This is a genomic window from Stenotrophomonas sp. SY1, assembly GCF_021202945.1.
Taxonomy (GTDB): domain Bacteria; phylum Pseudomonadota; class Gammaproteobacteria; order Xanthomonadales; family Xanthomonadaceae; genus Stenotrophomonas.
Map to the genome: position 1 here is coordinate 75762 of NZ_JAJOYR010000002.1, position 22068 is coordinate 97829.

The window sequence follows — 22068 nt, forward strand, 5'->3', positions numbered from 1 at the left end:
CGCCAGCCTAGCGCAGTTGCCTGAGCGCCAGGTCAACGCCGGCCAGTCACCACATCAGGTCGTCGGGCACCTGGAACTGGGCGTAATAGGCGTCGTCTTCGGCATTGCCGGTGGAGACGGGAGTGTCCTCGCTCTGGCCGTGGTCGAGCACGATCAGCTCGGCGGCGCGCTCGCGCACTTTCTCGGCGGCCACACGCGGCAACAGCTCGAAGCTCTCGGCATGGCGCACGATCACCAACGCACCGGCGGCCAGCTGCTTGCGCAGCGCCTCGGTGACCAGCACGGTGCGGATCACCTCGCCGTCATTGAAGCGGTACTCCAGCTCACCGGCGCGCGGCAGCTTGCGGTCGGCGATGATCTGCCGCGCCTGTGCGCGCAGTTCATCGGCGCGCCGCTGTGCATTGCGCTCGGCGGCCAGCGCGCGGTCGGCTTCGGCCTTTTCAGCGCGGATGCGCTCGGCCTCGCGCTGGCTTTCGGTGGGGCCTGCCGGGCCCTTGCCATGGCGCGCCTTGACCTGCTCGCGCGCCACCTGGGACACCTGGGATTTCTTGACCAGGCCAGCCTTGAGCAGCTGTTCCTGGAGCGGATTCGCCTTTGCCATCGTCGTCTTCGTGGTTCTGTTGCCGATGCCTGCCATGATACCGGCCTGCCCCGCCCATGCCGACGTCACCATGCAAGCCCTGAAGTACCTGAATGGCTACCCTGAACACCTGCAGCAACAGGCGCGCGAGCTGCTCGCGCAGGGTCGCCTGGGCGAAATGGTGCGGCGTCGCTATGCCGAGCCGCATGCGGTGCGCAACGATCGCCAGCTCTACGACTACGTGCAGGCGCTGAAGGATCGCCACCTGCGCCAGTCGCAGCCGCTGGGCAAGGTGCTGTATGACGGCAAGCTGCAGGTGGTCAAACATGCGCTGGGCACGCATACCGCCGTTTCCCGCAACCATGGCGGCAAGCTCAAGGCCAGCCGTGAGATCCGCATCGCCAGCGTGTTCCGCGATGCGCCGGCGCCGTTCCTGCGGATGATCGTGGTCCACGAGCTGGCCCACATCAAGGAGGCCGAGCACAACAAGGCCTTCTACCAGCTGTGCCTGCACATGGAGCCGGATTACTACCAGTTGGAGTTCGACCTGCGCCTGTACCTGACCGCGCTGGAGCACGACGCCGGCTGACCGCCGCATCGCTCCGCCGACCCAAGGGGGTTACACTCGCCGCCCCTTGCATGACCCGCTGTCGCCATGACCACTCCCATTCGCCTGGACAAACACCTGGCCGCGCAGCTGCAGTGCTCGCGCACCCAGGCGCAGCAATACATCGAAGGCGGCTGGGTCAGCGTGGACGGCGTGGTCGTTGAAACCCCGCAGACCATGGTGGCCGATGAAGTCGTCACCCTGGCCGAGGATGCCAACGCCGAAGGCGCCGAACCGGCCACCCTGCTGCTGAACAAGCCGGCCGGTGTCAGCGGCAACGCGCTGCTGGCCCTGCTCGATGAGGCCAACCGCTTTGCCGACGACACGTCCGACGTACGCATCCTGCGCCGGCATTTCCAGCGCCTGGAGATGCCGATGCCGCTGGACGATGACGCAAACGGGCTGCTGGTGTTCACCCAGGACTGGCGGGTACGCCGCCATCTGCTCGAATCCGGCCCGTCGCTGGAGCAGGAATACATGGTGGACGTGGAAGGCGAGCCGAGCCCGTGGGCGATGTCGCGCCTGACCCAAGGCCTGATCTACCAGGGCCGCAGCCTGCAGAGCTGCAAGGTCAGCTGGCAAAGCGAGCAGCGCCTGCGTTTTGCGATCAAGGACGTGCGCCCGGGCCAGTTGCAGTACATGTGCAGCGAAGTGGGCCTGAAAGCGACCCAGGTGCGACGCCTGCGCATCGGTCGCATCGGCCTGAGCAAGATGCCTGAGGGTCAGTGGCGCTATCTGCTGCCCAGCCAGCGGTTCTGAGGGCTTGGGGATTCGGTAGAGCGTAGCGAAGCTGCGCTGGGGCATTCCCGGCAACGCTTCTGCCGAACATGGCTCGGCACTACAGCAGGCGGAGGAGTGCCGCTGTCAGGGCGCCCAGCACAACCACCGCCAGGAATGGCAATCGCAACGCCAGCGCCACGCCGGCCGCCAGCAACGCGCCGATGCGTGCATCCAGCACGATCCCCTGCCCGGCCGAAACCGCGTTCATCGTCGTCAGCGATGCCAGCAGGCCGATGGTCAAGGCACCGGCCACGCGGTTCATCCGTGCCGACTCCATCCAGCGCACCGGCACCAGATAACCGACGAACTTGAGCGCCCACGCCGCCACGCAGGCCAATACTATCCAGCCCCACAGGTTCATCGCGGCTGCTCCTGGTTGGTGTCTGACAGCGCATCCGGTGCCACGTCCGGCTCCAGCCCTTCATCGGCCGGGCCACGCCCGAACCAGCCCCAGATAGCGGCCACCGCGGCGGCCAGCAGAATCGGCACGCCGGCCGGCACCCATGGCAGCGCCAGCAGGGTCACCAGCGCGCACACAATGGCGATGGCCACCGGTTCGCGCGAACGCAGGCGCGGCCACAACAGGCCCAGGAACGCCGCCACCGCCGCGCCGTCCAGGCCCCACTGGCGCGGGTCGCCCAGTGCATCGCCAAGCAATGCACCCAACAGCGTGAACAGATTCCAGAACAGATAGACACCGACCCCGGCCACCCAGAAACCGCGCCGCTGCTCGGCCGGCTCCTGTTGGCTGGCCGCGGTTGCCGCCGACTCGTCGATGGTGACCTGCGCCGATACCAGCCGCAGCCAGCCACGCGGACGCAGCATGCGGTTGATCTGCGCCCCGTACACCGCGTTGCGGATGCCCAGCAGCGTGGCCGCGCCGAACGCCGCCGCGCCCGCACCACCGGCTCCGATCACACCGATGAAGGCGAACTGCGAGCCGCCGGTGAACATCAGCAGGCTCAGCGCCATCGTCTGCGCCACGCTGAAACCGGAAGCCACCGCCAGCGCGCCGAACGAGATGCCGTACAGGCCGGTGGCCACCGCGATGGAAAGACCGATGCGTACCGCCGGCGTCAATTGCATCTGCGTGCCCTCAGCCGCGCCCGTGCGCCTGTTCGGCGGCAGCGACGAACACCACGTCAGTGGAGGAGTTGAGCGCGGTTTCGGCCGAGTCCTGCACCACGCCAACAATGAAGCCCACCGCCACCACCTGCATCGCCACATCGTTGGAGATGCCGAACAGGCCGCAGGCCAGCGGAATCAGCAGCAACGAGCCGCCCGGCACACCCGAAGCACCGCAGGCGCCAATGGCCGCAACCACGCTCAGCAGCAGCGCGGTCGGCAGGTCCACCGCGATGCCCAGCGTGTTGACCGCCGCCAGGGTCAGCACCGAAATGGTGATCGCCGCGCCGGCCATGTTGATGGTGGCGCCCAGCGGAATGGCCACCGAATAGGTTTCTTCATGCAGGCCCAGCTTGCGGCACAGCTCCAGGTTGACCGGAATATTGGCCGCCGAGGAACGGGTGAAGAACGCGGTGATGCCGCTCTCGCGCAGGCAGCGCAGCACCAGCGGGTAAGGATTGCGGCGAGTCACCACTGCCACGATCAGCGGGTTGCCGACGAAGGCCATGAACAACATCGCCCCGACCAGCACGTACAGCAGCTCCAGATAGCCCTTCAGCGCGCCCAGCCCGGATTCGGCCAGCAGCGAGGCGACAATGCCGAATACGCCCAGCGGCGCCAGCTTGATCACCGCGCGTACCACCCAGGTGACTGCATTGGACAGGTCGCTGACCATCGCACGGGTGCCGGCACTGGCATGGCGCAGCGCCAGCCCCAGGCCCACCGCCCAGGCCAGCAAGCCGATGTAATTGGCGTTGAGCAGCGCATGCACCGGGTTGTCGACGATCTGCATGAGCAGCGTCTTGAGTACCTCCCCGATGCCACCGGGTGCGCTCATCCCCGCCTGGCTGGCGGTCTTGAGCGACAAGGTGCTCGGAAACAGGAAGCTGGCCGCAACACCGACCAGCGCGGCGGCCAGGGTGCCGATCACGTAAAGCAGCAGGATCGAGCGGATGTTGGTCTTCTGCCCGTGCTGGTGATTGGCGATGGAGGCGGTCACCAGTACCAGCACCAGCACCGGGGCCACCGCCTTCAACGCGGAGATGAACACCGTGCCCAGCAGCCCCACCGCTTTGGCGCCCTGGGGCCAGGCCATTGCCAGCACGATGCCGGCGACCAGGCCGATGACGATCTGCACCACAAGGCTGGGCGCTCGAAAGGAGGGGGAAGCGTGATTCATTGCGGGCTCGGGCAGAAGCAAACCCCGATTCTCGCCCACTGGCCCGGCGATGACATCCCCGGAACGTCACGTCTGGCTTGTTACCCTTGTCAGTGCAATGAACACTGACAGGATGTGCGATGAACCCACCCCGCTCCCCAGGCCGACGCCTGCTGCGACTGCTGGGCTATGTAGTGGCGGCGCTGGTACTGCTGCTCATCAGCGGCCTGCTGCTGGGCGACCGGCTTACGCCTTCCATCGTCGGCGCGCCATCCCACACCCTGCCGCTGCAGCCGGCACAGACCGTACTTGACCGCGAACTGGCGCCGCTGCTGCAGCGCCATCCCGGCCAGAGCGGCGCGGCCTATCTTTCCGATGGGCTGGAAGCCTACGCCGCGCGCTCGATCATCACCGGCCAGGCCGGGCGCAGCCTGGACCTGCAGTACTACATGTGGCACGACGACATGGTCGGCCATCTGCTTGCCCACGATGTCTACAAGGCGGCCGAGCGCGGCGTGCGCGTGCGGCTGCTGCTGGACGACATGAATGCCGCCGGGCTGGACCCGAAAATGCTGGCGCTGGAAACCCACCCCAACATCGAGATCCGCCTGTACAACCCGTTCCGCAATCGCGAGGGCGTGTGGCGGCTGCTCGAGATGGTGCAACGCGCCTTCAGCATCAACCATCGCATGCACAACAAGGCCTGGATCGCCGATGGCAGGGTGGCCATCGTCGGTGGTCGCAACATCGGCGGCGAGTACTTCGACGCGCGCCCGGACGTGAATTTCCGCGACCTGGACCTGCTGCTGGCTGGCCCGGTAGCGGCGCAGGCCAGCGAAGTATTCGACAACTTCTGGAACAGCGATGCGGTGGTGCCGATCAGCGCACTGCATTACAGCACCCGCCAACAACTGGGCAATTTCGTCACCGAAGCCGAACGCGATGCCCTGCAGCAGGAGGCAATGCCGTATCTGCAACGGGTACGCGAGCATCTTGGCAATGCCTATCTCAGCAAGCAGACGGACCTGCACTGGACGGCACGCGTGCAGATCCGTTCGGACCCGCCGCGCAAGCGCGGGGTGGAAGACCAGTCGGACTGGCTGGTCACGCGTCTGGTGGAGGAACTGGCCAGCGCGCGCCAGCGCTCGCTGCTGATATCGCCCTACTTCGTACCCGGCGCCAGCGGCACCAAGGCGCTGATCCAACAGGCGCGCAACGGCGTGCAGGTTGGCATCGTCACCAACTCACTGGCCGCCAACGACGTAGCCGCCGTCCACAGTGGCTACATGCACTATCGCAGGCCGCTGTTGGCCGGTGGCGTGCAGTTGTACGAACTGAAGGCGCGTGGCCATGCCGAACGCGCGTCGACCTTTGGCAGCAGCGGCGCCAGCCTGCACACCAAGGCGTTCGTCGTTGATGACCGGCGCGGGTTTGTCGGCTCGTTCAACCTTGACCCGCGCTCGGCCTACCTCAACACCGAAATGGGCGTGCTGTTCGACGACCCGGTGCTGGCCGAACGCCTGCGCGAGGAATACCTGCGCCTTTCCAGCCCGGAGCTGAGTTACTGGATGTACCTGAACAAGGATTCGGAACTGCGCTGGCTGGATCGCGCGGTGACGCCACCGGTGGCCTACCGCACCGAACCGGACACCAGCCTGTGGTTGCGCACAACCACGCGGGTGATCAGCTGGTTGCCATTGGAGTCGCAGCTCTGAAGAGTGGGGATTGAGGGTCCGGACGAGCCAAAGCCTCAAGCGGACCTGACGCCGGATGCAGGCCTTGGATGTTGGCCTTGGATGTTGGCCTTGGTGTGCTGTTGCTGTTGCTGTTGCTGTTGCCGTTGCCGTTGATGCTGATGCTGATGCTGATGCTGATGCTGATGCGTATGCGTATGCGTATGCGGACAGCGGCGTCGACGTGACTGTTGACTGACCATCCCTTCTCCCGCGTGCGGGGGAAGGTGCCCGGAGGGCGGATGGGGGGCTTTTGTGAACTTGTTTGCCGCAGCTGGTGTTGAGTAGAGCAAGCCGCGCGATAAAAAAAGCGCTGGCAAAGCTCCCCTCATCCGGCGCTTCGCACCACCTTCTCCCGCATGCGGGAGAAGGACAGGCAACGGCAACTCCCAAAGCCGGCTCCGCACGAAGCCCTGGCCTTCTCGACTCTCGGAAGCCAGCGCCCGATCAACCACCCCCGCTCAACCCACCAACTATTCCCCGCGCTCACTCACACGCTTCCACAACCACGCGGCCACATGCGCCGGCATCGCCGCCGACAACGCCGCCAGTGCTTGCTCCTCGCTTATCAGGCCAGCGCCCTGCAGCATCGCCGCGCTCGCGGCCAACTGGCCCACGTGCAGCGAGCGCGCCAAACCCGTTGGTGCATCCTCCTGCGTGCCGCGCAGCGCCTGGATGATGGCCGGCGACAATTTCCAATGGCTGGCGATCCGCACCGCCGTTGGCACCGTGCAGCGCTCCAGCACTTCGAGCAACGTGGCCGCTTCGCGCGCACGCGACGGCGGCTGCGCCAGTACATCCGTGGCCGCCTGCACCACCATTGCCGCGCTCAACCCCAGCAGCAGGCCGGCAAGCTGGGCGGCAAAGCCATCCTCGTGCTCCACGCTGCGGGCATGGTCGGCCGCGGCCAGTGAGAGCCGCAATGTGTAGTCCCACAGCTGCCGCGAGAACAGCGCATCGCCACCACTGGCCGATTGCATCACCGGCTGCACCAACGCGGCTGAAATGATCTGGCGGATGCCATCGTTGCCGATCAACGTCACCGCGCGCTCGATGCTCTGCACGTCCTGTCGTTGCAGCCGGTATAGCGGGCTGTTGGCGATGCGCAGCAAGGTGGCGGCGAGCACCGCGTCACTGCCGATGATGCGGGCGATGGAACGGGACGAAGCGGTGCTGTCGTTGACGTTCTGGATCAGCTGCGGCAGCAGATTGGGCCTTCGCGGTGTGTAGCGCGCGGACAGATCGGCACGACCCAGCGCAGCCACCACCTCCTCGACCACCTTGCTGCAGGGCAACTGCGCAACGGTGCTGCCCTCCATCGCCAACGCATGCCGCAGGAAGCGGCGCAGCAGCACGTCCGGTATCGCCTCGGGATTGAGCGCCGGTGCGCCGCCGGCCTGGACCACCGGGGCAACCAGGACCGTCCGCGCATGCATCACGGGGCTTCTGCCACGATGGCGCTGCCAGTGCCAGGCAATAGCGCCCACCACAACCGCTGCAATCAGCGCTGAGACAATCACCAAGTCAGACATCGCCGCACTACACGCATTACGTTGCCTCAGTTATCGGCAGCGGCTGGCGGTTCTGCAGCCCGTTTTCGCCACGTCCACGGTGCGCTTCAGCGCTCCACTTTCACCAAGCGCACACCCATCGGCCCCAGCAGTGCACCATCCTTCTCGATGGAAAATTCCAGTGGCGCGGCACCGGCTTCGGGCACCACCACGTGCAGCGTGTCGTCCTGGCGCGTGTAGGTGGTCTGCTGCGAGGTGCCCAGCATCTGCACCGTCACCGTGCCGTCCGGCGCAAACACGTAATCCACCATGCCCAACTGGTCGCTGTAGGTGCCGTCCAGCCCCTGGCTGCATGCCGCCAGTGCCAGCAACAGCGGGGCGATCAACAGTTTCTTCATGCAGGTTCTCGGTACGGATGGCGGGACGGTGCCACGGGCCGCCGATTCTGGCACATCGACCGCGATTGACCATCGCAGCCCCCGGAAACGTTGACCCGGCCTTGATGCGCTCTCACGTCTGATGACACGGCCAGCCACAGCCGGAGACTGAATCCACCCGATGCCGGACTTCACTGACCGACTCACATCGTTTTCACATAGGCAACTGCTACCCAGCCGTTGGTCCCCGTAAGGTTTGCCCCAACGCCCGGGCCATGGCACCTTCCAGTCGATTGAACCGCCAACCATGACGGCGCGGTGCGATGAGCGGCTTCCACCCCGGCACATCGCCTGCGCTCCCGCGCCCAGTGCGCCCTACGCAGTGCAAACGGGAGATCACGGTTTGGCAACGACCGCATCCGTTGCAACCCACGCTCCACGGCCCACGCGTGGCCTGCATGCACGCCTGCACCAACTGATCCTGGTAACGCTGTTGCCGCTGTTGATCATCGGCGCCATTGCGATCTGGCTGGCTGCCCGCGACTACCGTCAGAATTCCGAGCAGCGCCTGCAGGAAACGGCCACCGCACTGGCGCGCGGCGTAGACCAGGGTATCCAGGACAACATCAACCAGCTGCGCCTGTTGACCATGCTTGCACCGCAGGCACGGGAATCGGCGCCGCAGCTGCGCGCCTGGGCCCGTCAGAACCCGGACATCGAACTGATTTCCGACGACACCGAACAGGCGCACATTCTGCCCGGAGTACTGCTGGCCCGCGCCCGCGCCAGTGGTCAGCCACAGGTGTCGGACCTGTTCACCACCGCCGCCAGCACCACGCCCAAGGTTGCCGTTGCCCTGCCCTTCACCGATGACCAAGGCCAGACACGGGTGCTGACCCTGGTGCAGCCTTCCAATCGCCTGATCAGCACCATCCTGCGTTCGGCCAGCGAGCAGAGCCTGCTGGTTGCCGTGGTGGACGGCAACGGCGTGATCGCCGCGCGCTCGCGCAAGCCGGAGCAGTTCATCGGCCAGGCCGTCAGCGGCCGCGACAAACTGCAGCAGGGCAGCACCCCGCAAGGCGTGTTCGAGGCAATCAGCAAGGAAGGCCAGCCGGTGGTCTTCGCCTTCCATCGCCTGCAGGCCGCACCGGGTTGGGCGTTGGTGGTCGGCGAACCACAGACGAGTTTCCAGGCCCGCTGGCAGCGGCCACTGGCCGGCATCATCGTCGGCGGCACACTGGCGGCGATCATCGCCCTGCTCGCCGCCAACGCCATCGCCGGCAGCATCCTGCGGCCGATCCGGGCATTGGCCCAACGCGGCCACAGCATCATCAACAATGACCTCACCCTGCCCGACCCACCTGCCTCGGACATCACCGAAGTACGCGTCCTGCAGGACAGCTTCAACGACACCATAGACGCGCTGAAGAAAAGCGCCGACGAAGCCCATGCGCTGGCACGCGAGTTGATGACCAGCGAGCAGCGTTACCGCGCGGTGGCCGAAGCCGGCGCGCTGGTGCTGTGGGAGTCGGGCAAGCACTGGCAGATACGCTCTGCCACCGGCTGGCGCGAGCTGACCGGGCAGCCCGACGAAGAAGCACTGGGCAGGGGCTGGCTGCAACGGGTCAACGAAGAAGACCTGCCGCAGATCGACGCGGCGCTGGAGCAGAGCTTCTCCAAGGGCGCGCCGCTGGACGTGGAGTTCCGTGTGCTGGACCTGTACGGCCGCTGGCGCTGGCTGCGTGCACGCGGAGCCCGCATCGACACCGACCAGGCCGAACCATCCGACTGGGCCGGCGTGCTGGAAGACGTGGATGCGCGCCGCCAAGCGCAGGCACGCATCGCGTTCCTGGCCCAGCATGATCCGCTCACCGCCCTGCCCAATCGCGTGGTCCTGTTCGACCAGCTCCAACACGCGCTGGCCACCGCGCTGCGTGGCCACCCCAGTGCCTTGCTGCTGCTGGACCTGGACCGGTTCAAGGAAGTCAACGACACGCTGGGCCATCCCAGCGGTGACCGTCTGTTGCAGGAAGTCGCCCGCCGCGTGCTCGGCTGCGTGCGCACCAATGATCTGGTGGCGCGGCTGGGCGGCGACGAGTTCGCCATCCTGATGGCACCCGAAGCGCATCCGCCAGAAGCGGCAATGATCCTGGCCGAGCGCCTGATCGCCACCCTGTCACAGCCGTTCGACCTGGAAGGCCACCAGCTGGGCATCGGCACCAGCATCGGCATCGTACTGATCGACCGCCAGGCCGAAACCGCCGACAAGCTCATGCGCAACGCTGATCTCGCGCTGTACCGCGCCAAAGAGGACGGCAAAGGCTGCTATCGCTTCTTCGAAGAGGAAATGGACACCCGCATGCAGCGGCGGCGGCAGCTGGAAACCGAGCTGCGCACCGGCCTGCAACAACTGCAGTTCCAACTGCACTACCAACCGCTGGTGGACCTGGTGCAATGCCGCGTCACCGGCTTTGAGGCGCTGCTGCGCTGGGATCACCCCGAACGAGGCCTGCTCAATCCCGACCAGTTCCTGGGCCTGGCCGAGGACATCGGGCTGATGGTGCCGCTGGGCGACTGGATCCTGCGCCAGGCCATGCAGGACGCGATGCAGTGGCCGGAACATATGAAAGTGGCGGTGAATCTGTCGGTGTCACAGCTGGCAATGCCAGAGCTGGCCAGCAACATCGAACAGGCACTGGCGGACACCGGCCTTGCTCCGTCGCGGCTGGAGCTGGAAATCACCGAGAACGCGCTGGTAGCCAACATCCAAGCCGCATCGGCCAAGCTGCTGCGGCTCAAGGCGGCCGGCGTGGCGATCGTGATGGACGACTTCGGCACCGGCTATTCCTCGCTGGGCTACTTGCGTGCCTTCCCGTTCGACAAGGTCAAGATCGACAAATCCTTCATCCGCGACCTGGGCCAACAGAGCCAGGGCAGCGCGATCATCGGTGCGGTATCGCACCTGTGCGACAAGCTGGGCATCATCGCCACCATCGAAGGCGTGGAAACCCACGACCAGCTGACCCAGCTCAGGCAGGAACACTGCAGCGAAGGTCAGGGGTATGTGTTCGGCCGGCCGATGCCGCAGGCGCAGATCGAGGAGTTCATCCGGCAATGGCCGGAACGCTGGGGTTGAGCCGGCGGTGAGTGCAGGCAACCAGTAAGCGATTGAAGGCCACAGCGCCTGCGCCGTGGCCTTCAATGGTTACCTGTCCGCTCGGATCAATGAGTTCCGCGCAGAGCCAGCGTCAGTGCCAGCACGCTGAGGATCACCGCGATGGTGCCGTCCAGAATGCGCCAGGTCGACGGCTTGGTGAACAACGGCGCCAGCAGCCGTGCGCCCAGGCCCTGAGCGGTCAACCAGATGCCGCTGGCGGTGACTACGCCGGCAGCGAAGGCCATGCGCGACTCGCCGAAATTGTCGGCAATCGACCCGATCACCATCATGTCCAGCCAGAAATGCGGGTTGATGATGGAAAAGCCGGCTGCCGCCATCAACGCCGTGCGCAGCGACTGTTCGGCGTTGTCGTCCAGGTTCATGCCACCACCGCCGGCCACCGCCCGCCGTGCCGACTGCAGCGCGTACCAGGTCAGGAACGCCACGCCGCCCCACAACAGCACCGTGGTCAGCCACGGCAGCTGCGCGGTAAGCGTGCGCAGCCCGGCCACGCTGGCCAGGATGAAAACCGCATCGATGGCGAAGCAGGTGGCGATGATCGGGATCACGTGCTGGCGCATGATGCCCTGGCGCAGGATGAACGCACTCTGCGCACCCACGATGGCGAACAGACCGATACCGATACCGGCACCACTGAGCCAGGCACTACCGGCGGCTTGGGCGGAAACAACGGAAAACATGGGGGAACTGCCTTTTCTACGGGGGGAGGGCCGCTGGGGAAGACGCACCAGACCGGCCTGACGCGGCAATTGTCGCAACGCAGCATCAAAAAGTAGAGCTAAACTTCTTAAACCATCTTTAGCAAAACTTAATCATGCGCATCGACCACTCACAATTGCGGGCGCTGGCGGCGGTGATCCGGGAAGGCAGCTTCGAGCGCGCCGCGCTGACCCTGAACGTGACCTCCTCGGCCATTTCCCAGCGGATCAAGGCGCTGGAGGACCGGGTCGGCAAGCTGCTGGTCAAGCGCAGCATCCCCACCGAGGCCACCTTGGAAGGCCAGGTACTGGTGCAGCTGGCCGAGCAGACCGCGCTGCTGGAACGTGATGCATTCGAGCGCATTGGCCTGTCCGACAGCGAACTGCCCCGCGCCAGCATCCCGGTGGCGGTCAACCACGACAGCATGGAAACCTGGTTTCCCGACGCGGTGCAGGCGTTCTCGCAGACCACCAGCACCACGTTGGACCTGCACACCGAAGACCAGGACCACACCGTCGCCCTGCTCCGCCAGGGCGCGGTGCTCGGTGCGGTAACCACCCTGTCCGAGCCGGTACAGGGCTGCCAGATCCACGAACTGGGCAGCATCCGTTATGCGGCCACCTGCACCCCGGAATTCCACGCCCGCTACTTCGCCAAGGGGGTGAACGCGCAATCGCTGGCGCAGGCACCGGTGCTGGTGTTCAACCGCAAGGATGACCTGCAGGCCCGCTATGCGCGTCGGCTGGCTCCGATCGAACAGCCGCTGCACGCACCCACCTGGTGGATTCCCTCCACCCGCGCGTTCGTCCACGCCAACCTCGGTGGCCTGGGCTGGACCATGAACCCCCTGCCGCTGGTACGCCGCCACCTGGAAAGCGGACGCCTGGTCTACGTGAAGGCCCGCGCCTGGGAAGACGTGCCGCTGTACTGGCAGCACTGGAAGGGCGAAGTCAAAACCATGGCGCTGCTGACCCGCGCGATCCTGCAGGCGGCCACCACCCTGGTGCGCAAGCGGAAATAACGCATCGGCTTTGCTGCGCTGCAAGTTTCCCCAAAGGACACTGCCGGTCGGTCATCGGCGGCCCGATGCTGGCCCGATCCATCTGGATCACTAGCCGGAGCTGCCGCATGTCGATCACCCGATCTGTCCCCGTCCTTGCTTCCTGGTTGTTCGGTACCCTCGCCGCTCCGCTGACACTTGCCGCCGCGCTGCTGGCGCCAGGCTCGGCCAGTGCCCTGGATTGCGGCAGCAACAACGGCTACACCTGCGCCGGCACCGCCAACCAGTACGCGGGCGGCTTCAACCCCGGCGTCGGCCAGGGCGGCTTCGGCGGTGGCAGCTGCACCGCGAGCCGGACCCCGGTGGTGTTCATCCACGGCAATGGCGACAGCGCCATCAGCTTCGACATGCCGGCTGGCGCGGTCAGCGGTTACACCACGCCGCCACGCTCGATCTACGCCGAACTCAAGGCCGCCGGCTACAACGACTGCGAACTGTTCGGCATCACCTACCTGAGCGCCAGCGAACGCGCGGCGCCGCAGTACAACTACCATTCGCCGGCCACGTATCAAGTCCTCAAGACCTTCATCGACAAGGTCAAGGCGTATACCGGCAAGAGCCAGGTGGACCTGGTGACGCATTCGCTGGGTTCATCGATGGCCCTGGCGACGATCAAGTACCACGCCTACCAGGGCAGCGTGCGCCGCTTCATCAACATCGCCGGTGGCCTGCGTGGGCTGCAGACCTGCCGCAGCACCGGCTACCAGTCCGCGTTGGCACCTACCTGCAATGCCGAAGCCTACGTCTACCCGTACAACTACTACACCTTCGGCCTGTACCCGAGCAGCGGCGTGACCTACTACGGCTACAACCGCTGGACCGGCAGCGGCAGTGGCAGCCTGCGCACCTTCCCGGCGACCTACACCGGCATCCGCTTCTACACGATCACTGCCGGCCTGCGTGACCAGGTGCAATGCTTCACCACCAGCTACAGCAGCGGGTGCAGTGACGGCGCCTTGTTCAACAGCGCAACCAACGTCCAGGCGCAGGTGGATATCGGCGCCGGCAGCAGCGCCTACAGCTTCGACTGGGACTGGAGCGACGGCGGCCCGTACAACTTCGGCGGTGGTGACACCAGCAATGGCGTCGGCCATTTCCGCTCCAAGAACAACAGCGGCCTGATCGTGCGCAACATGCTCACCAGCAATTGCGGCAGCGATTGCGCGTCCGGTTACAGCGGCGTGTACGGGCCAGCGGTCAACCGCTGAGCGAGCGCGTCAATCGAAGTACAACGCCAGGCCCACGCCGCCCTGCCAATCGATGGTTTCGTCATCCAGCCCACGCAGGAACGACGCATCCAGTTGCAGGCGCGAGGTGGCCATCCAGGTCACGCCGGCACCGGCCGCACGCATGTGCTGCGCGCCGGTGCCGTAACCACCTTCCACATAGGCGCTGACGTCTTCGCCCAGTGCGAAGCCGTAGCTCGGCGAGAACAGCCAGCCGCTGCCGTTGTCGCCCCATTGCCGGTCCGCGTAGAGCGCCAGGCTGGTTCCGGCCGGTAACTCCCACGCCACGGTGACGCCCAGGTCGTAATCCTGCCCACCGTCGCCCAAGGGCGCGCTGCCCCATGGCAAGGTGGCTCCGGCTTTGAGTCCCAGTGAGAAGCGCTCGCTGGCCAAGGCTGGCGCCCATTTCAATGCGACGCTGCCGTCGCCCCCGCCAGTGTCCTGTTCGTCGATGCCGGCACCGTGCACGCGCAGGCCACCCCAGGTATCGGCGGCCAACTGCACCTCAAGGGTTTCGGACAGACCAAGGCGGAGCAGCGTATCGGCGGTCCAGGCGGTGACGGTGATGCCATCACTGCGATCACGGCTGCCGTCGGGAAGGCCCTGCTCCCAGACAAAGACACCTTTGCCCAAGGTGCTCGTGGAAAAGCCGATGCCAGGGCGGTCGTACTCGGGCGCTTCGTCGGCGCTGGCGTCGAAGCCAATCAATGACAGAAGCAGGCTTGCTGTTGCGGCGTTTTTCATATGCCGAAGTTCACATGAGGGAGTGCAGTCAGGGTGTGAAGCCTGCAGGGATCAATCCTGAGGCAGGAGCAACTTCGCCCTCATCCGCCCTTCGGGCACCTTCTCCCGCCTGCGGGAGAAGGGAGTAGTCAGGCAACAACGCGATCTGAGTGTGCATGTCGCCGGCTCTTGCTGCTGCTCTTACTGCTGCTCTTACTGCTGCTCTTGCCGTTGCTCTTGCCGTTGCTCTTGCCGTTGCTCTTGCACTAGCTGTTGCTGTTGCCCTGGCTGTTGTTCTTGCTCCAGCTGTTGTTCTTGCTCCAGCTGTTGTTCTTGCTCCAGCTGTTGCTCTAGCTGCGCTTTGCAGTTGCTGTTGCTCTGCAGTGCCCTTCTCCCGCAAGCGGGAGAAGGTGCCCGAAGGGCGGATGAGGGCGGCCTTTGGCAGAACCCCTGCCCGGCTCACCCGGAACTCCGCTTCAGCCGTTGCCCAGCGCGTAATCCAGTGCACCAATCACCGCAGCCACCTGCGCATCGTTGCACTGCTGCGGCGTTGCCTTGGGGCTGTCCGGATACACCTCGGTGGTCGTGGTGTAACGCGCACCGCTGACACTCGCGCACAGGCCCAGCGCCTTGAGCGGGTACTCGATCACGCCCGGAGCCACCACCGGTGAACCAATGATCTCGCCGCGTGCATCGGCCGGAGCGATATGTGTGACCTTCGCAACCTCGGCATTCACCGCCTGCTGGAATGCCGGCTGACGGTTCTCACTGTCATCCACCAGATAGAAACCGTCGGGAATCTCACCCGGCTCGAACGGCTTGCCATCGCGTGCAGCCAACGCCGGACGGAACTCGGATTCATCGGTATCGGTGGTTTCGTGCAGATCGATATGCATCACGATCTGGCCCTTCAGCGGCGCCACCAGCGCCATCAGCGCAGCCGACTCCGGCGCAGGGCTGTTCGGCACGAAGGAGCGGTTCGGGTCCAGCGCCAATGCGTTCCAGCGCTGGATACGTTCATAACCCCAGGGGCTTACGCACGGCACGACCAGCAGATTGCACTTTCCGGCATAGGCAGCCGCATGTTGATCGATGAACTGCAGCGCGCCCTGCACGCCACTGGTCTCGTAGCCATGTATGCCGCCGGTGACCAGCATCACCGGCAAGGCGTCGTTCCAGTCGCGGCTGCGCACCGCCAACAACGGGTAGCGGCCACTTGGGTAGTCCAGTTCACCATATTGCGACACGTCGAAACGATCACGCAGCGCATCGATCTTCGCCACCACTTCATCTGCATGACTGCGCTGCACCACCTGGCGTTCCAGCCACTGCGCGCGTTCGGGGGCACCCCACGGCTGGCCCGGCGTGCCTACCGGATAGAAAGCGGCAACAGTGTTCATGCAGTACCTCGTTGAAGATGACGGTCAGGCGCGCACTCTACACCCAAGCCGGGCTGTGTTCAGTTGCCGAAAGCCATGCAGGATGAACCCCACTTCAACCCGGCGGCCGGCCTTCACTTCCGGTTTTCCCGCATGCGCGCAGGGTTGTCGCGTGGGATCACCGATCCCGTCTGCCAACACTCGTAAGGAGCCGATCATGCGCATTTTCCACAGCACGCTTGCGACCACTATCGTCGGCCTGGGAATGCTGTTCGCCGCCAGTGCCCAGGCGCAGACCTACGGCCCCCAGGATGAAGGCCGCCGTTTCAACGATGGCAGCCGGGTCGAATGCCGCAAGGTCGAAGTGGCCAACAATGCCCGCGACCAGAACCGTATCGCCGGCACCGCCACCGGTGCGGTGGTTGGTGGCCTGCTCGGCAACCAGGTCGGCGGCGGCAGTGGCCGCAAGGTCGCCACTGCTGCAGGCGCGGTGGCGGGTGGCCTGGTCGGGCGCAACGTGCAGGGCCGCAACCAAGAGCGCAACGGCCAGCGCGTCGTCGAGACGCGTTGCGAACGCGTTTACCGCTGAGCCATCCGTATCAAAGACAAAGGCCCCTTTCGGGGCCTTTGTCATGAGCGCAACCGCGATCAGGCTTTGCCTTCAAGCATCGCGCTGATGTCCTCGTCCTTCTGCTGCCACACGCCGTTCATCCATTGCTGGAACTGGGCACGGAAGGTCCGGTCATCCTGATAGTTGCCCCCCACCAGCTCGGCCGGGATCGGGCGCTTGCGCACCAGCACCTTCACTTCAGGAACACGGTTGGCCATCAGGTCGATCATCGACGGGATGCCCTTTGGGTAAACGATGGTCACGTCCAGCAATGCATGCAGGCCCTTGCCCATCGCATCCAGCACGAACGCAACGCCGCCGGATTTGGGCTTGAGCAGGTACTTGAACGGCGAGTTCTGGCCGTCATGCTTGCTCTGGGTGAAGCGGGTGCCTTCGACGAAATTCATCACCGACACCGGAATGCTGGCGAACTTCTCGCAGGCCTTGCGCGTTGCTTCCATGTCACGGCGGCCCAGCTCGGGATTCTTTGCGATCTGCTTGCGCGTGTAGCGGCCCATGAACGGGAAATCCAGCGCCCACCATGCCAGGCCCAACACCGGCACCCAGAACAACGAGCGCTTGAGGAAGAAACGCAGCAGCGGAATGCGCCGGTTGAACACCTTCTGCAGCACCAGGATGTCCACCCAGCTCTGGTGGTTGGCCAGCACCAGGTAGTGCCCGTCCTTTTCGAGATCGCTGATGCCACTGACCTGGAAGCGGGTCGCGGTGAACAGCGCGATCATTCTGCTGTTGACGCTGATCCAGCTCTCCGCCAGCCCGGTCAGCAACGGATTGCAGAACCGACGCACACCGCCGAAAGGCAACACCGCTTTCACCAACGCCACCACGAACAGCGGCAGGCAGTGAAGCAGCGTATTGATGGCAATCAGCGGCAGAATCAGGGCAACGCGCAACCACACCATAGAAGTACCGGGGACACATCCGTAAAGGAGCACAGGGTAGCAAACCCCGGAAAAGCCGGAGTGAGTTGCCGGGCTTCGGGAACACTACGGCCGAGCCCCTCCCCAACGGCGCCCTTCGTGAAGTGAAAGGCAGGGCGTTGGAAGCGCTTCACCTCAGACGGGCAGGTCCCGTGAGCTCCCCCTTCCCTTCCCTGACGAAGGGCAGGACTGGGGTGCCCCGGCTTCGGCCTCATCCGCCCGTCCCTTTTCCCCCGGAACGAAAAAGGCCACCTCGCGGTGGCCTTTTTCGTTGACGCAAGCGATCAGCTCGCTCAGTGCATCATGTGGAAGTTCATGTTCCACATCACCCACAGCGTGCCGAGCACGATGATGCCGATCACCACCAGGGTGAACAGGCCGGCGTTGACGTTCCAGCGCTGGGCCGAGGAACGGTCCAGGTGCAGGAAGAACACCAGGTGCACCAGCAGCTGCAGGATGCCTGCAACCACGATCACCGCGCCGGTGGCAAAGCTCGAGGACAGACCGCCGCTCATCACCACCCAGAACGGGATGATGGTGAGCACTGCGGCCAGCACGAAGCCGATCAGGTAGGACTTGACGCTGCCGTGGCTCTCGCCGCCGGCACCGTGTGCATGATTGTCATGTGCGGACATTACATCGCTCCCGACAGATAGACGACAGAGAACACGCCGATCCAGACCAGATCCAGGAAGTGCCAGAACAGGCTCAGGCACGCCATGCGGGTCTTGTTGCGCGGGGTCAGGCCATCGCGCTTGAGCTGGATGAACATCACCAGCAGCCACAGCATGCCGGCGCTCACGTGCAGACCGTGGGTACCGACCAGGGCGAAGAACGCCGACAGGAAGGCACTCTGGTCCGGACCGTGGCCCTGATGGATCAGGTGATTGAACTCCCAGATTTCCATGCCCATGAAGCCGGCACCGAGCAGCCAGGTGATGGCCAGCCAGAAGAACATCAAACCCTGCTTGGACTGGTGCAGGGCAATCATGCCCAGGCCGAAGGTCAGCGAGGACATCAGCAGCAGCGCGGTTTCCCAGGCAACGAAGGACAGGTCGAACAGATCCTTGGCCGCAGGGCCACCGTTGGTGCCGCCGGACAGCACCACGTAGGTCACGAACAGGGTGGCGAAGATGAGCAGATCGCTCATCAGGTACACCCAGAAACCGAAGACGGTGTTCTCGCCGGTGTCGTGATGCTCGTGGTCGTGACCATGGTCCGCCGCGTGCGCGGCGGAACCGTGGGTCATCGTGTGGGCGTTAGTGCTCATGCCTTCACCTCGGTCTTCACCAGGCCCTGGGCGACCAGGTGCTGGCGGTGTTCATTCTCGATACGTTCGACTTCGGCAGCCGGCACCCAGTAGTCCACGTCCTTGTCGAAGGTGCGGTAGATGAAGGTGCCGATCATGCCGACCAGGCCGACGATGGCCAGCCACCACACGTGCCACACCATCGCAAAGCCCAGCACCAGGCTGAACGCACCGATGACGACGCCGGTGCCGGTGTTCTTCGGCATGTGGATGTCGCTGTACTTGGCCGGCTTGACCCAGGCTTCGCCACGCTGCTTGCGCTGCCAGAAATCATCCAGCTCCTCGCCCTTGGGCAGGACGGCGAAGTTGTAGAACTGCACCGGAGAAGAGGTTTCCCACTCCAGGGTACGGGCATCCCACGGGTCGCCGGTCAGGTCCATGTTCTTCTTGCGGTCGCGGATGGACACGGCGATCTGGATGACCTGGCATGCGATGCCCAGGGCGATGATCGCGGCGCCGACGGCGGCGACGATGAAGAACGGCTGGTACTCCATGTTCGGGTAGCTCTGCATGCGGCGCGTTGCACCCATGAAGCCCAGTGCGTACAGCGGCATGAAGGCCACGTAGAAGCCGATGAACCAGCCCCAGAACGCACGCTTGCCCCAGGTCTCATCCAGCTTGAAGCCGAACATCTTCGGCCACCAGTAGGTGATACCGGCGAACATGCCGAACACCACGCCGCCGATGATGACGTTGTGGAAGTGCGCAATCAGGAACAGCGAGTTGTGCAACACGAAGTCGATGGCCGGGATCGCCAGCATCACGCCGGTCATGCCGCCGATGGTGAAGGTGACCATGAAGCCGATCGTCCACAGCACCGGGGAGGTGAAGTGCACGCGACCGCGGTACATCGTGAACAGCCAGTTGAAGATCTTCACGCCGGTCGGGATCGAGATGATCATCGTCGTGATGCCGAAGAAGGCATTGACGTTGGCACCCGAGCCCATGGTGAAGAAGTGGTGCAGCCACACCAGGAACGACAGCACGCCGATGGCACAGGTCGCGTAGACCATGCCCTTGTAGCCGAACAGCGTCTTGCGCGAGAACGTGGCGATGACTTCAGAGAACACGCCAAATGCCGGCAGCACCAGGATGTAGACCTCCGGGTGACCCCAGATCCAGATCAGGTTGATGTACAGCATGGCGTTGCCGCCACCATCGTTGGTGAAGAAGTGCGTGCCCAGGTAACGGTCCAGGGTCAGCAGCACCAGGGTGATGGTCAGCACCGGGAAGGCGGCGATGATCAGCAGGTTGGTGACCAGTGCGGTCCAGCTGAACACCGGCATCTTCATCAGCGGCATACCCGGGGTACGCATCTTGAGGATGGTGATGAAGAAGTTGATACCGCTCAGCGTGGTACCCAGGCCGGAAACCTGCAGGGCCCAGATGTAGTAATCCATGCCCACGCTTTGACTGTATTCCAGCCCCGACAACGGCGGGAACGCCAGCCAGCCGGTCGCAGCGAATTCACCGACCCACAGCGAGATCATCATCAGGCCGCAGCCTGCGACGAACAGCCAGAAGCTAAGCGAGTTCAGGAACGGGAAGGCAACGTCGCGTGCACCGATCTGCAGCGGCACCACCAGGTTCATCAAACCGGTGATCAGCGGCATGGCCACGAAGAAGATCATGATCACGCCGTGGGCGGTGAAGATCTGGTCGTAGTGGTGCGGCGGCAGGTAGCCCTCGGCGCCACCAGCGGCGACAGCCTGCTGGGCACGCATCATGATCGCGTCGGAGAAGCCGCGCAGCAGCATCACGAACGCCACGATCAGGTACATCGCGCCAATCTTCTTGTGGTCCACCGAGGTGAACCACTCCTTCCACAGGTAGCCCCACAGCTTGAACTTGGTGATGGCACCGACAACAGCCAGGCCGCCCAGGATCGCGCCGATCAGGGTGGTGAGCACGATCGGATCGTGCGGCAGTGAATCAAATGAGAGTTTTCCAAGCATCGTCATTCTCCCGAGGGACCGTGGCCGGCATGCGCGGCCTCGGCGTGCTCGTTTGCATTGTGACCCGCCTGGCCTTCCGCCTCGACGGCGGCAGGCGCGGCGGCAGCGTCGTGACCTTCGTGGCCGGCGGCCTCGTGGTCCATCGCTTCATGGTTCATCGCGCCGTGGCCCATGGCCTCGTGCGACATCGCCTTGCCATCGTGCTTCATGCCGAAGTGATGGTTGTCGCCCATGTGCTTGGCCAGGATCGCGTCGAACAACCCCTTCTCGGTGCTGCCGTAGTAGGTCACCGGGTGCCAGTCGTGGTTCTTCTCGGCGCTCAGCTCAGTGAAGGACTTCTGGTCCATCACCTTGGCGTCGGCACGCACCTTGGCCAGCCATGCCTGGTATTCCTCATTGCTCACCGCGTGGGCCATGAAGTGCATCTTGCTGAAGCCGGCACCGCTGTAATGCGAGGAGCGGCCTTCATAGCTGCCTGCCTCGTTGGCGATCAGGTGCAGCTTGGTTTCCATGCCGGCCATCGAGTAGATCATGCTGCCCAGATGCGGAATGAAGAACGCGTTCATCACCGTATCGGCGGTGATCTTGAAGTTCAGCGGCGCATCGACCGGGAAGGTCAGCTCGTTGACCACGGCGATGTTCTCTTCCGGGTACACGAACAGCCACTTCCAATCCAGCGAGATCGCTTCGATCACCACCGGCTTGGTATCCGATTCCAGCGGCTTGTACGGATCCAGCGCATGCGAAGAGCGCCAGGTCAGCACCGCCAGGACCAGGATGATCATGCACGGGATCGACCAGACCACCACTTCAATGGCGGTGGAGTGCGACCAGTTCGGCTCGTAGCGGGCCTTGGTGTTGGAAGCGCGATACTTCCACGCAAACACCAGCGTCATCACGATCACTGGCACGACCACCAGCAGCATCAACACGGTGCAGGTGATCAGCAGCGTGAGCTCGTCCCGGGCGATCTGGCCCTTCGGGTCAAACAAGGCCCAGTCGCAGCCCGTCATCATGACGGCCATAGCGACAACGAGGCCCGGACGCAGCAAGCGTCCAAGGGTATTCAACGGAATCATCGGTCGATCCAATTGCGAGGGAGTACCTGGTCCGGCA

At 64.6% G+C, this 22068-nt stretch carries 22 protein-coding genes; 8 read left to right on the plus strand and 14 right to left on the minus strand.

Translation table 11 applies throughout. The annotated features are described in order from the left end of the window. Positions 1-46: 46 nt before the first annotated feature. Complete coding sequence (locus LR961_RS11875; RefSeq protein ID WP_232149473.1) at positions 47-601, minus strand: DUF2058 domain-containing protein; 555 nt, start codon at positions 599-601, stop codon at positions 47-49. A 70-nt stretch (positions 602-671) separates the two neighbouring features. Here LR961_RS11875 and LR961_RS11880 point away from each other — a divergent pair, with 70 nt between their 5' ends. Together LR961_RS11880 and LR961_RS11885 are read left to right on the plus strand one after the other, a co-directional pair. Further along, positions 672-1169 carry a M48 family metallopeptidase gene (locus LR961_RS11880; RefSeq protein WP_232151137.1) on the plus strand — a complete coding sequence of 166 codons (498 nt, stop codon included), beginning with the start codon at positions 672-674 and terminating at the stop codon, positions 1167-1169. Positions 1170-1235: 66 nt separating this feature from the next. After that, entirely contained in the window at positions 1236-1946 is a 711-nt protein-coding gene (locus tag LR961_RS11885) for an rRNA pseudouridine synthase (RefSeq protein ID WP_232149474.1), read from the plus strand. A gap of 79 nt (positions 1947-2025) precedes the next feature. Here LR961_RS11885 and LR961_RS11890 read toward each other — a convergent pair whose 3' ends face one another. From LR961_RS11890 to sstT, 3 genes are read right to left on the minus strand one after another with little or no spacing between them, the layout of a single operon-like run. Continuing rightward, positions 2026-2328: an AzlD domain-containing protein gene (locus LR961_RS11890; RefSeq protein ID WP_232149476.1), complete on the minus strand. Its 303-nt coding sequence runs from the start codon at positions 2326-2328 to the stop codon at positions 2026-2028. Then, positions 2325-3053 carry an AzlC family ABC transporter permease gene (locus LR961_RS11895; protein ID WP_232149477.1) on the minus strand — a complete coding sequence of 243 codons (729 nt, stop codon included), beginning with the start codon at positions 3051-3053 and terminating at the stop codon, positions 2325-2327. The genes LR961_RS11890 and LR961_RS11895 overlap by 4 nt, the downstream gene beginning before the upstream one ends. Positions 3054-3063: 10 nt before the next feature. After that, the gene (gene sstT, locus LR961_RS11900; protein WP_232149479.1) at positions 3064-4272 is read right to left on the minus strand and encodes a serine/threonine transporter SstT; all 1209 of its coding nucleotides are present in this window, start codon (positions 4270-4272) and stop codon (positions 3064-3066) included. A 119-nt stretch (positions 4273-4391) separates the two neighbouring features. On the opposite strand from sstT, the gene LR961_RS11905 reads away from it, so the two are divergent. Next, positions 4392-5966 carry a phospholipase D family protein gene (locus LR961_RS11905; protein WP_232149480.1) on the plus strand — a complete coding sequence of 525 codons (1575 nt, stop codon included), beginning with the start codon at positions 4392-4394 and terminating at the stop codon, positions 5964-5966. A 68-nt stretch (positions 5967-6034) separates the two neighbouring features. Then, positions 6035-6172, plus strand: coding sequence for a hypothetical protein (locus tag LR961_RS11910; RefSeq protein WP_232149482.1), 138 nt, complete (start codon positions 6035-6037; stop codon positions 6170-6172). Between the two features lie 285 nt (positions 6173-6457). On the opposite strand, the gene LR961_RS11915 is transcribed toward LR961_RS11910, so the two are convergent. Both LR961_RS11915 and LR961_RS11920 read right to left on the minus strand, forming a co-directional pair. After that, the gene (locus LR961_RS11915) at positions 6458-7420 is read right to left on the minus strand and encodes an HDOD domain-containing protein (protein ID WP_232149484.1); all 963 of its coding nucleotides are present in this window, start codon (positions 7418-7420) and stop codon (positions 6458-6460) included. A gap of 182 nt (positions 7421-7602) precedes the next feature. Beyond that, on the minus strand, positions 7603-7893 hold the full coding sequence (locus LR961_RS11920) for a hypothetical protein (RefSeq protein WP_232149486.1): 291 nt from the start codon (positions 7891-7893) through the stop codon (positions 7603-7605). A gap of 382 nt (positions 7894-8275) precedes the next feature. On the opposite strand from LR961_RS11920, the gene LR961_RS11925 reads away from it, so the two are divergent. Continuing rightward, a complete protein-coding gene (locus LR961_RS11925; protein WP_232149488.1) occupies positions 8276-11008 on the plus strand; it encodes an EAL domain-containing protein in 2733 nt (910 codons plus the stop codon). 86 nt (positions 11009-11094) lie between these two features. Here the strand turns inward: LR961_RS11925 and LR961_RS11930 are convergent, their stop codons facing one another. Then, a complete protein-coding gene (locus tag LR961_RS11930; RefSeq protein ID WP_232149490.1) occupies positions 11095-11730 on the minus strand; it encodes a LysE family transporter in 636 nt (211 codons plus the stop codon). Positions 11731-11864: 134 nt separating this feature from the next. Between LR961_RS11930 and LR961_RS11935 the strand changes: the two genes are divergently transcribed. Both LR961_RS11935 and LR961_RS11940 read left to right on the plus strand, forming a co-directional pair. Further along, positions 11865-12770 carry a LysR family transcriptional regulator ArgP gene (locus tag LR961_RS11935; RefSeq protein WP_232149494.1) on the plus strand — a complete coding sequence of 302 codons (906 nt, stop codon included), beginning with the start codon at positions 11865-11867 and terminating at the stop codon, positions 12768-12770. A 107-nt stretch (positions 12771-12877) separates the two neighbouring features. Next, the gene (locus tag LR961_RS11940; protein WP_232149495.1) at positions 12878-14017 is read left to right on the plus strand and encodes a hypothetical protein; all 1140 of its coding nucleotides are present in this window, start codon (positions 12878-12880) and stop codon (positions 14015-14017) included. 9 nt (positions 14018-14026) lie between these two features. Here LR961_RS11940 and LR961_RS11945 read toward each other — a convergent pair whose 3' ends face one another. Beyond that, a complete protein-coding gene (locus LR961_RS11945) occupies positions 14027-14779 on the minus strand; it encodes a transporter (protein WP_232149496.1) in 753 nt (250 codons plus the stop codon). 455 nt (positions 14780-15234) lie between these two features. After that, positions 15235-16158, minus strand: a complete 924-nt coding sequence (locus LR961_RS11950) for a M14 family metallocarboxypeptidase (RefSeq protein WP_232149497.1) — start codon at positions 16156-16158, stop codon at positions 15235-15237. Positions 16159-16354: 196 nt separating this feature from the next. Between LR961_RS11950 and LR961_RS11955 the strand changes: the two genes are divergently transcribed. After that, on the plus strand, positions 16355-16726 hold the full coding sequence (locus LR961_RS11955) for a glycine zipper 2TM domain-containing protein (RefSeq protein ID WP_232149499.1): 372 nt from the start codon (positions 16355-16357) through the stop codon (positions 16724-16726). A gap of 59 nt (positions 16727-16785) precedes the next feature. Here LR961_RS11955 and LR961_RS11960 read toward each other — a convergent pair whose 3' ends face one another. The 5 genes from LR961_RS11960 to cyoA form a co-directional block, all read right to left on the minus strand. Further along, complete coding sequence (locus LR961_RS11960; RefSeq protein WP_232149500.1) at positions 16786-17670, minus strand: acyltransferase; 885 nt, start codon at positions 17668-17670, stop codon at positions 16786-16788. 311 nt (positions 17671-17981) lie between these two features. Beyond that, positions 17982-18323 (minus strand): cytochrome o ubiquinol oxidase subunit IV, encoded by a 342-nt coding sequence (gene cyoD, locus LR961_RS11965; protein ID WP_232149501.1) that lies wholly within the window; start codon positions 18321-18323, stop codon positions 17982-17984. Then, a complete protein-coding gene (gene cyoC / locus LR961_RS11970; protein WP_232149503.1) occupies positions 18323-18958 on the minus strand; it encodes a cytochrome o ubiquinol oxidase subunit III in 636 nt (211 codons plus the stop codon). Before cyoC ends, cyoD begins: the two co-directional genes overlap by 1 nt. Beyond that, on the minus strand, positions 18955-20952 hold the full coding sequence (gene cyoB, locus LR961_RS11975) for a cytochrome o ubiquinol oxidase subunit I (protein WP_232149505.1): 1998 nt from the start codon (positions 20950-20952) through the stop codon (positions 18955-18957). The genes cyoC and cyoB overlap by 4 nt, the downstream gene beginning before the upstream one ends. 2 nt (positions 20953-20954) lie before the next feature. Further along, a complete protein-coding gene (gene cyoA / locus LR961_RS11980) occupies positions 20955-22031 on the minus strand; it encodes a ubiquinol oxidase subunit II (protein WP_232149507.1) in 1077 nt (358 codons plus the stop codon). Positions 22032-22068: the final 37 nt, after the last annotated feature.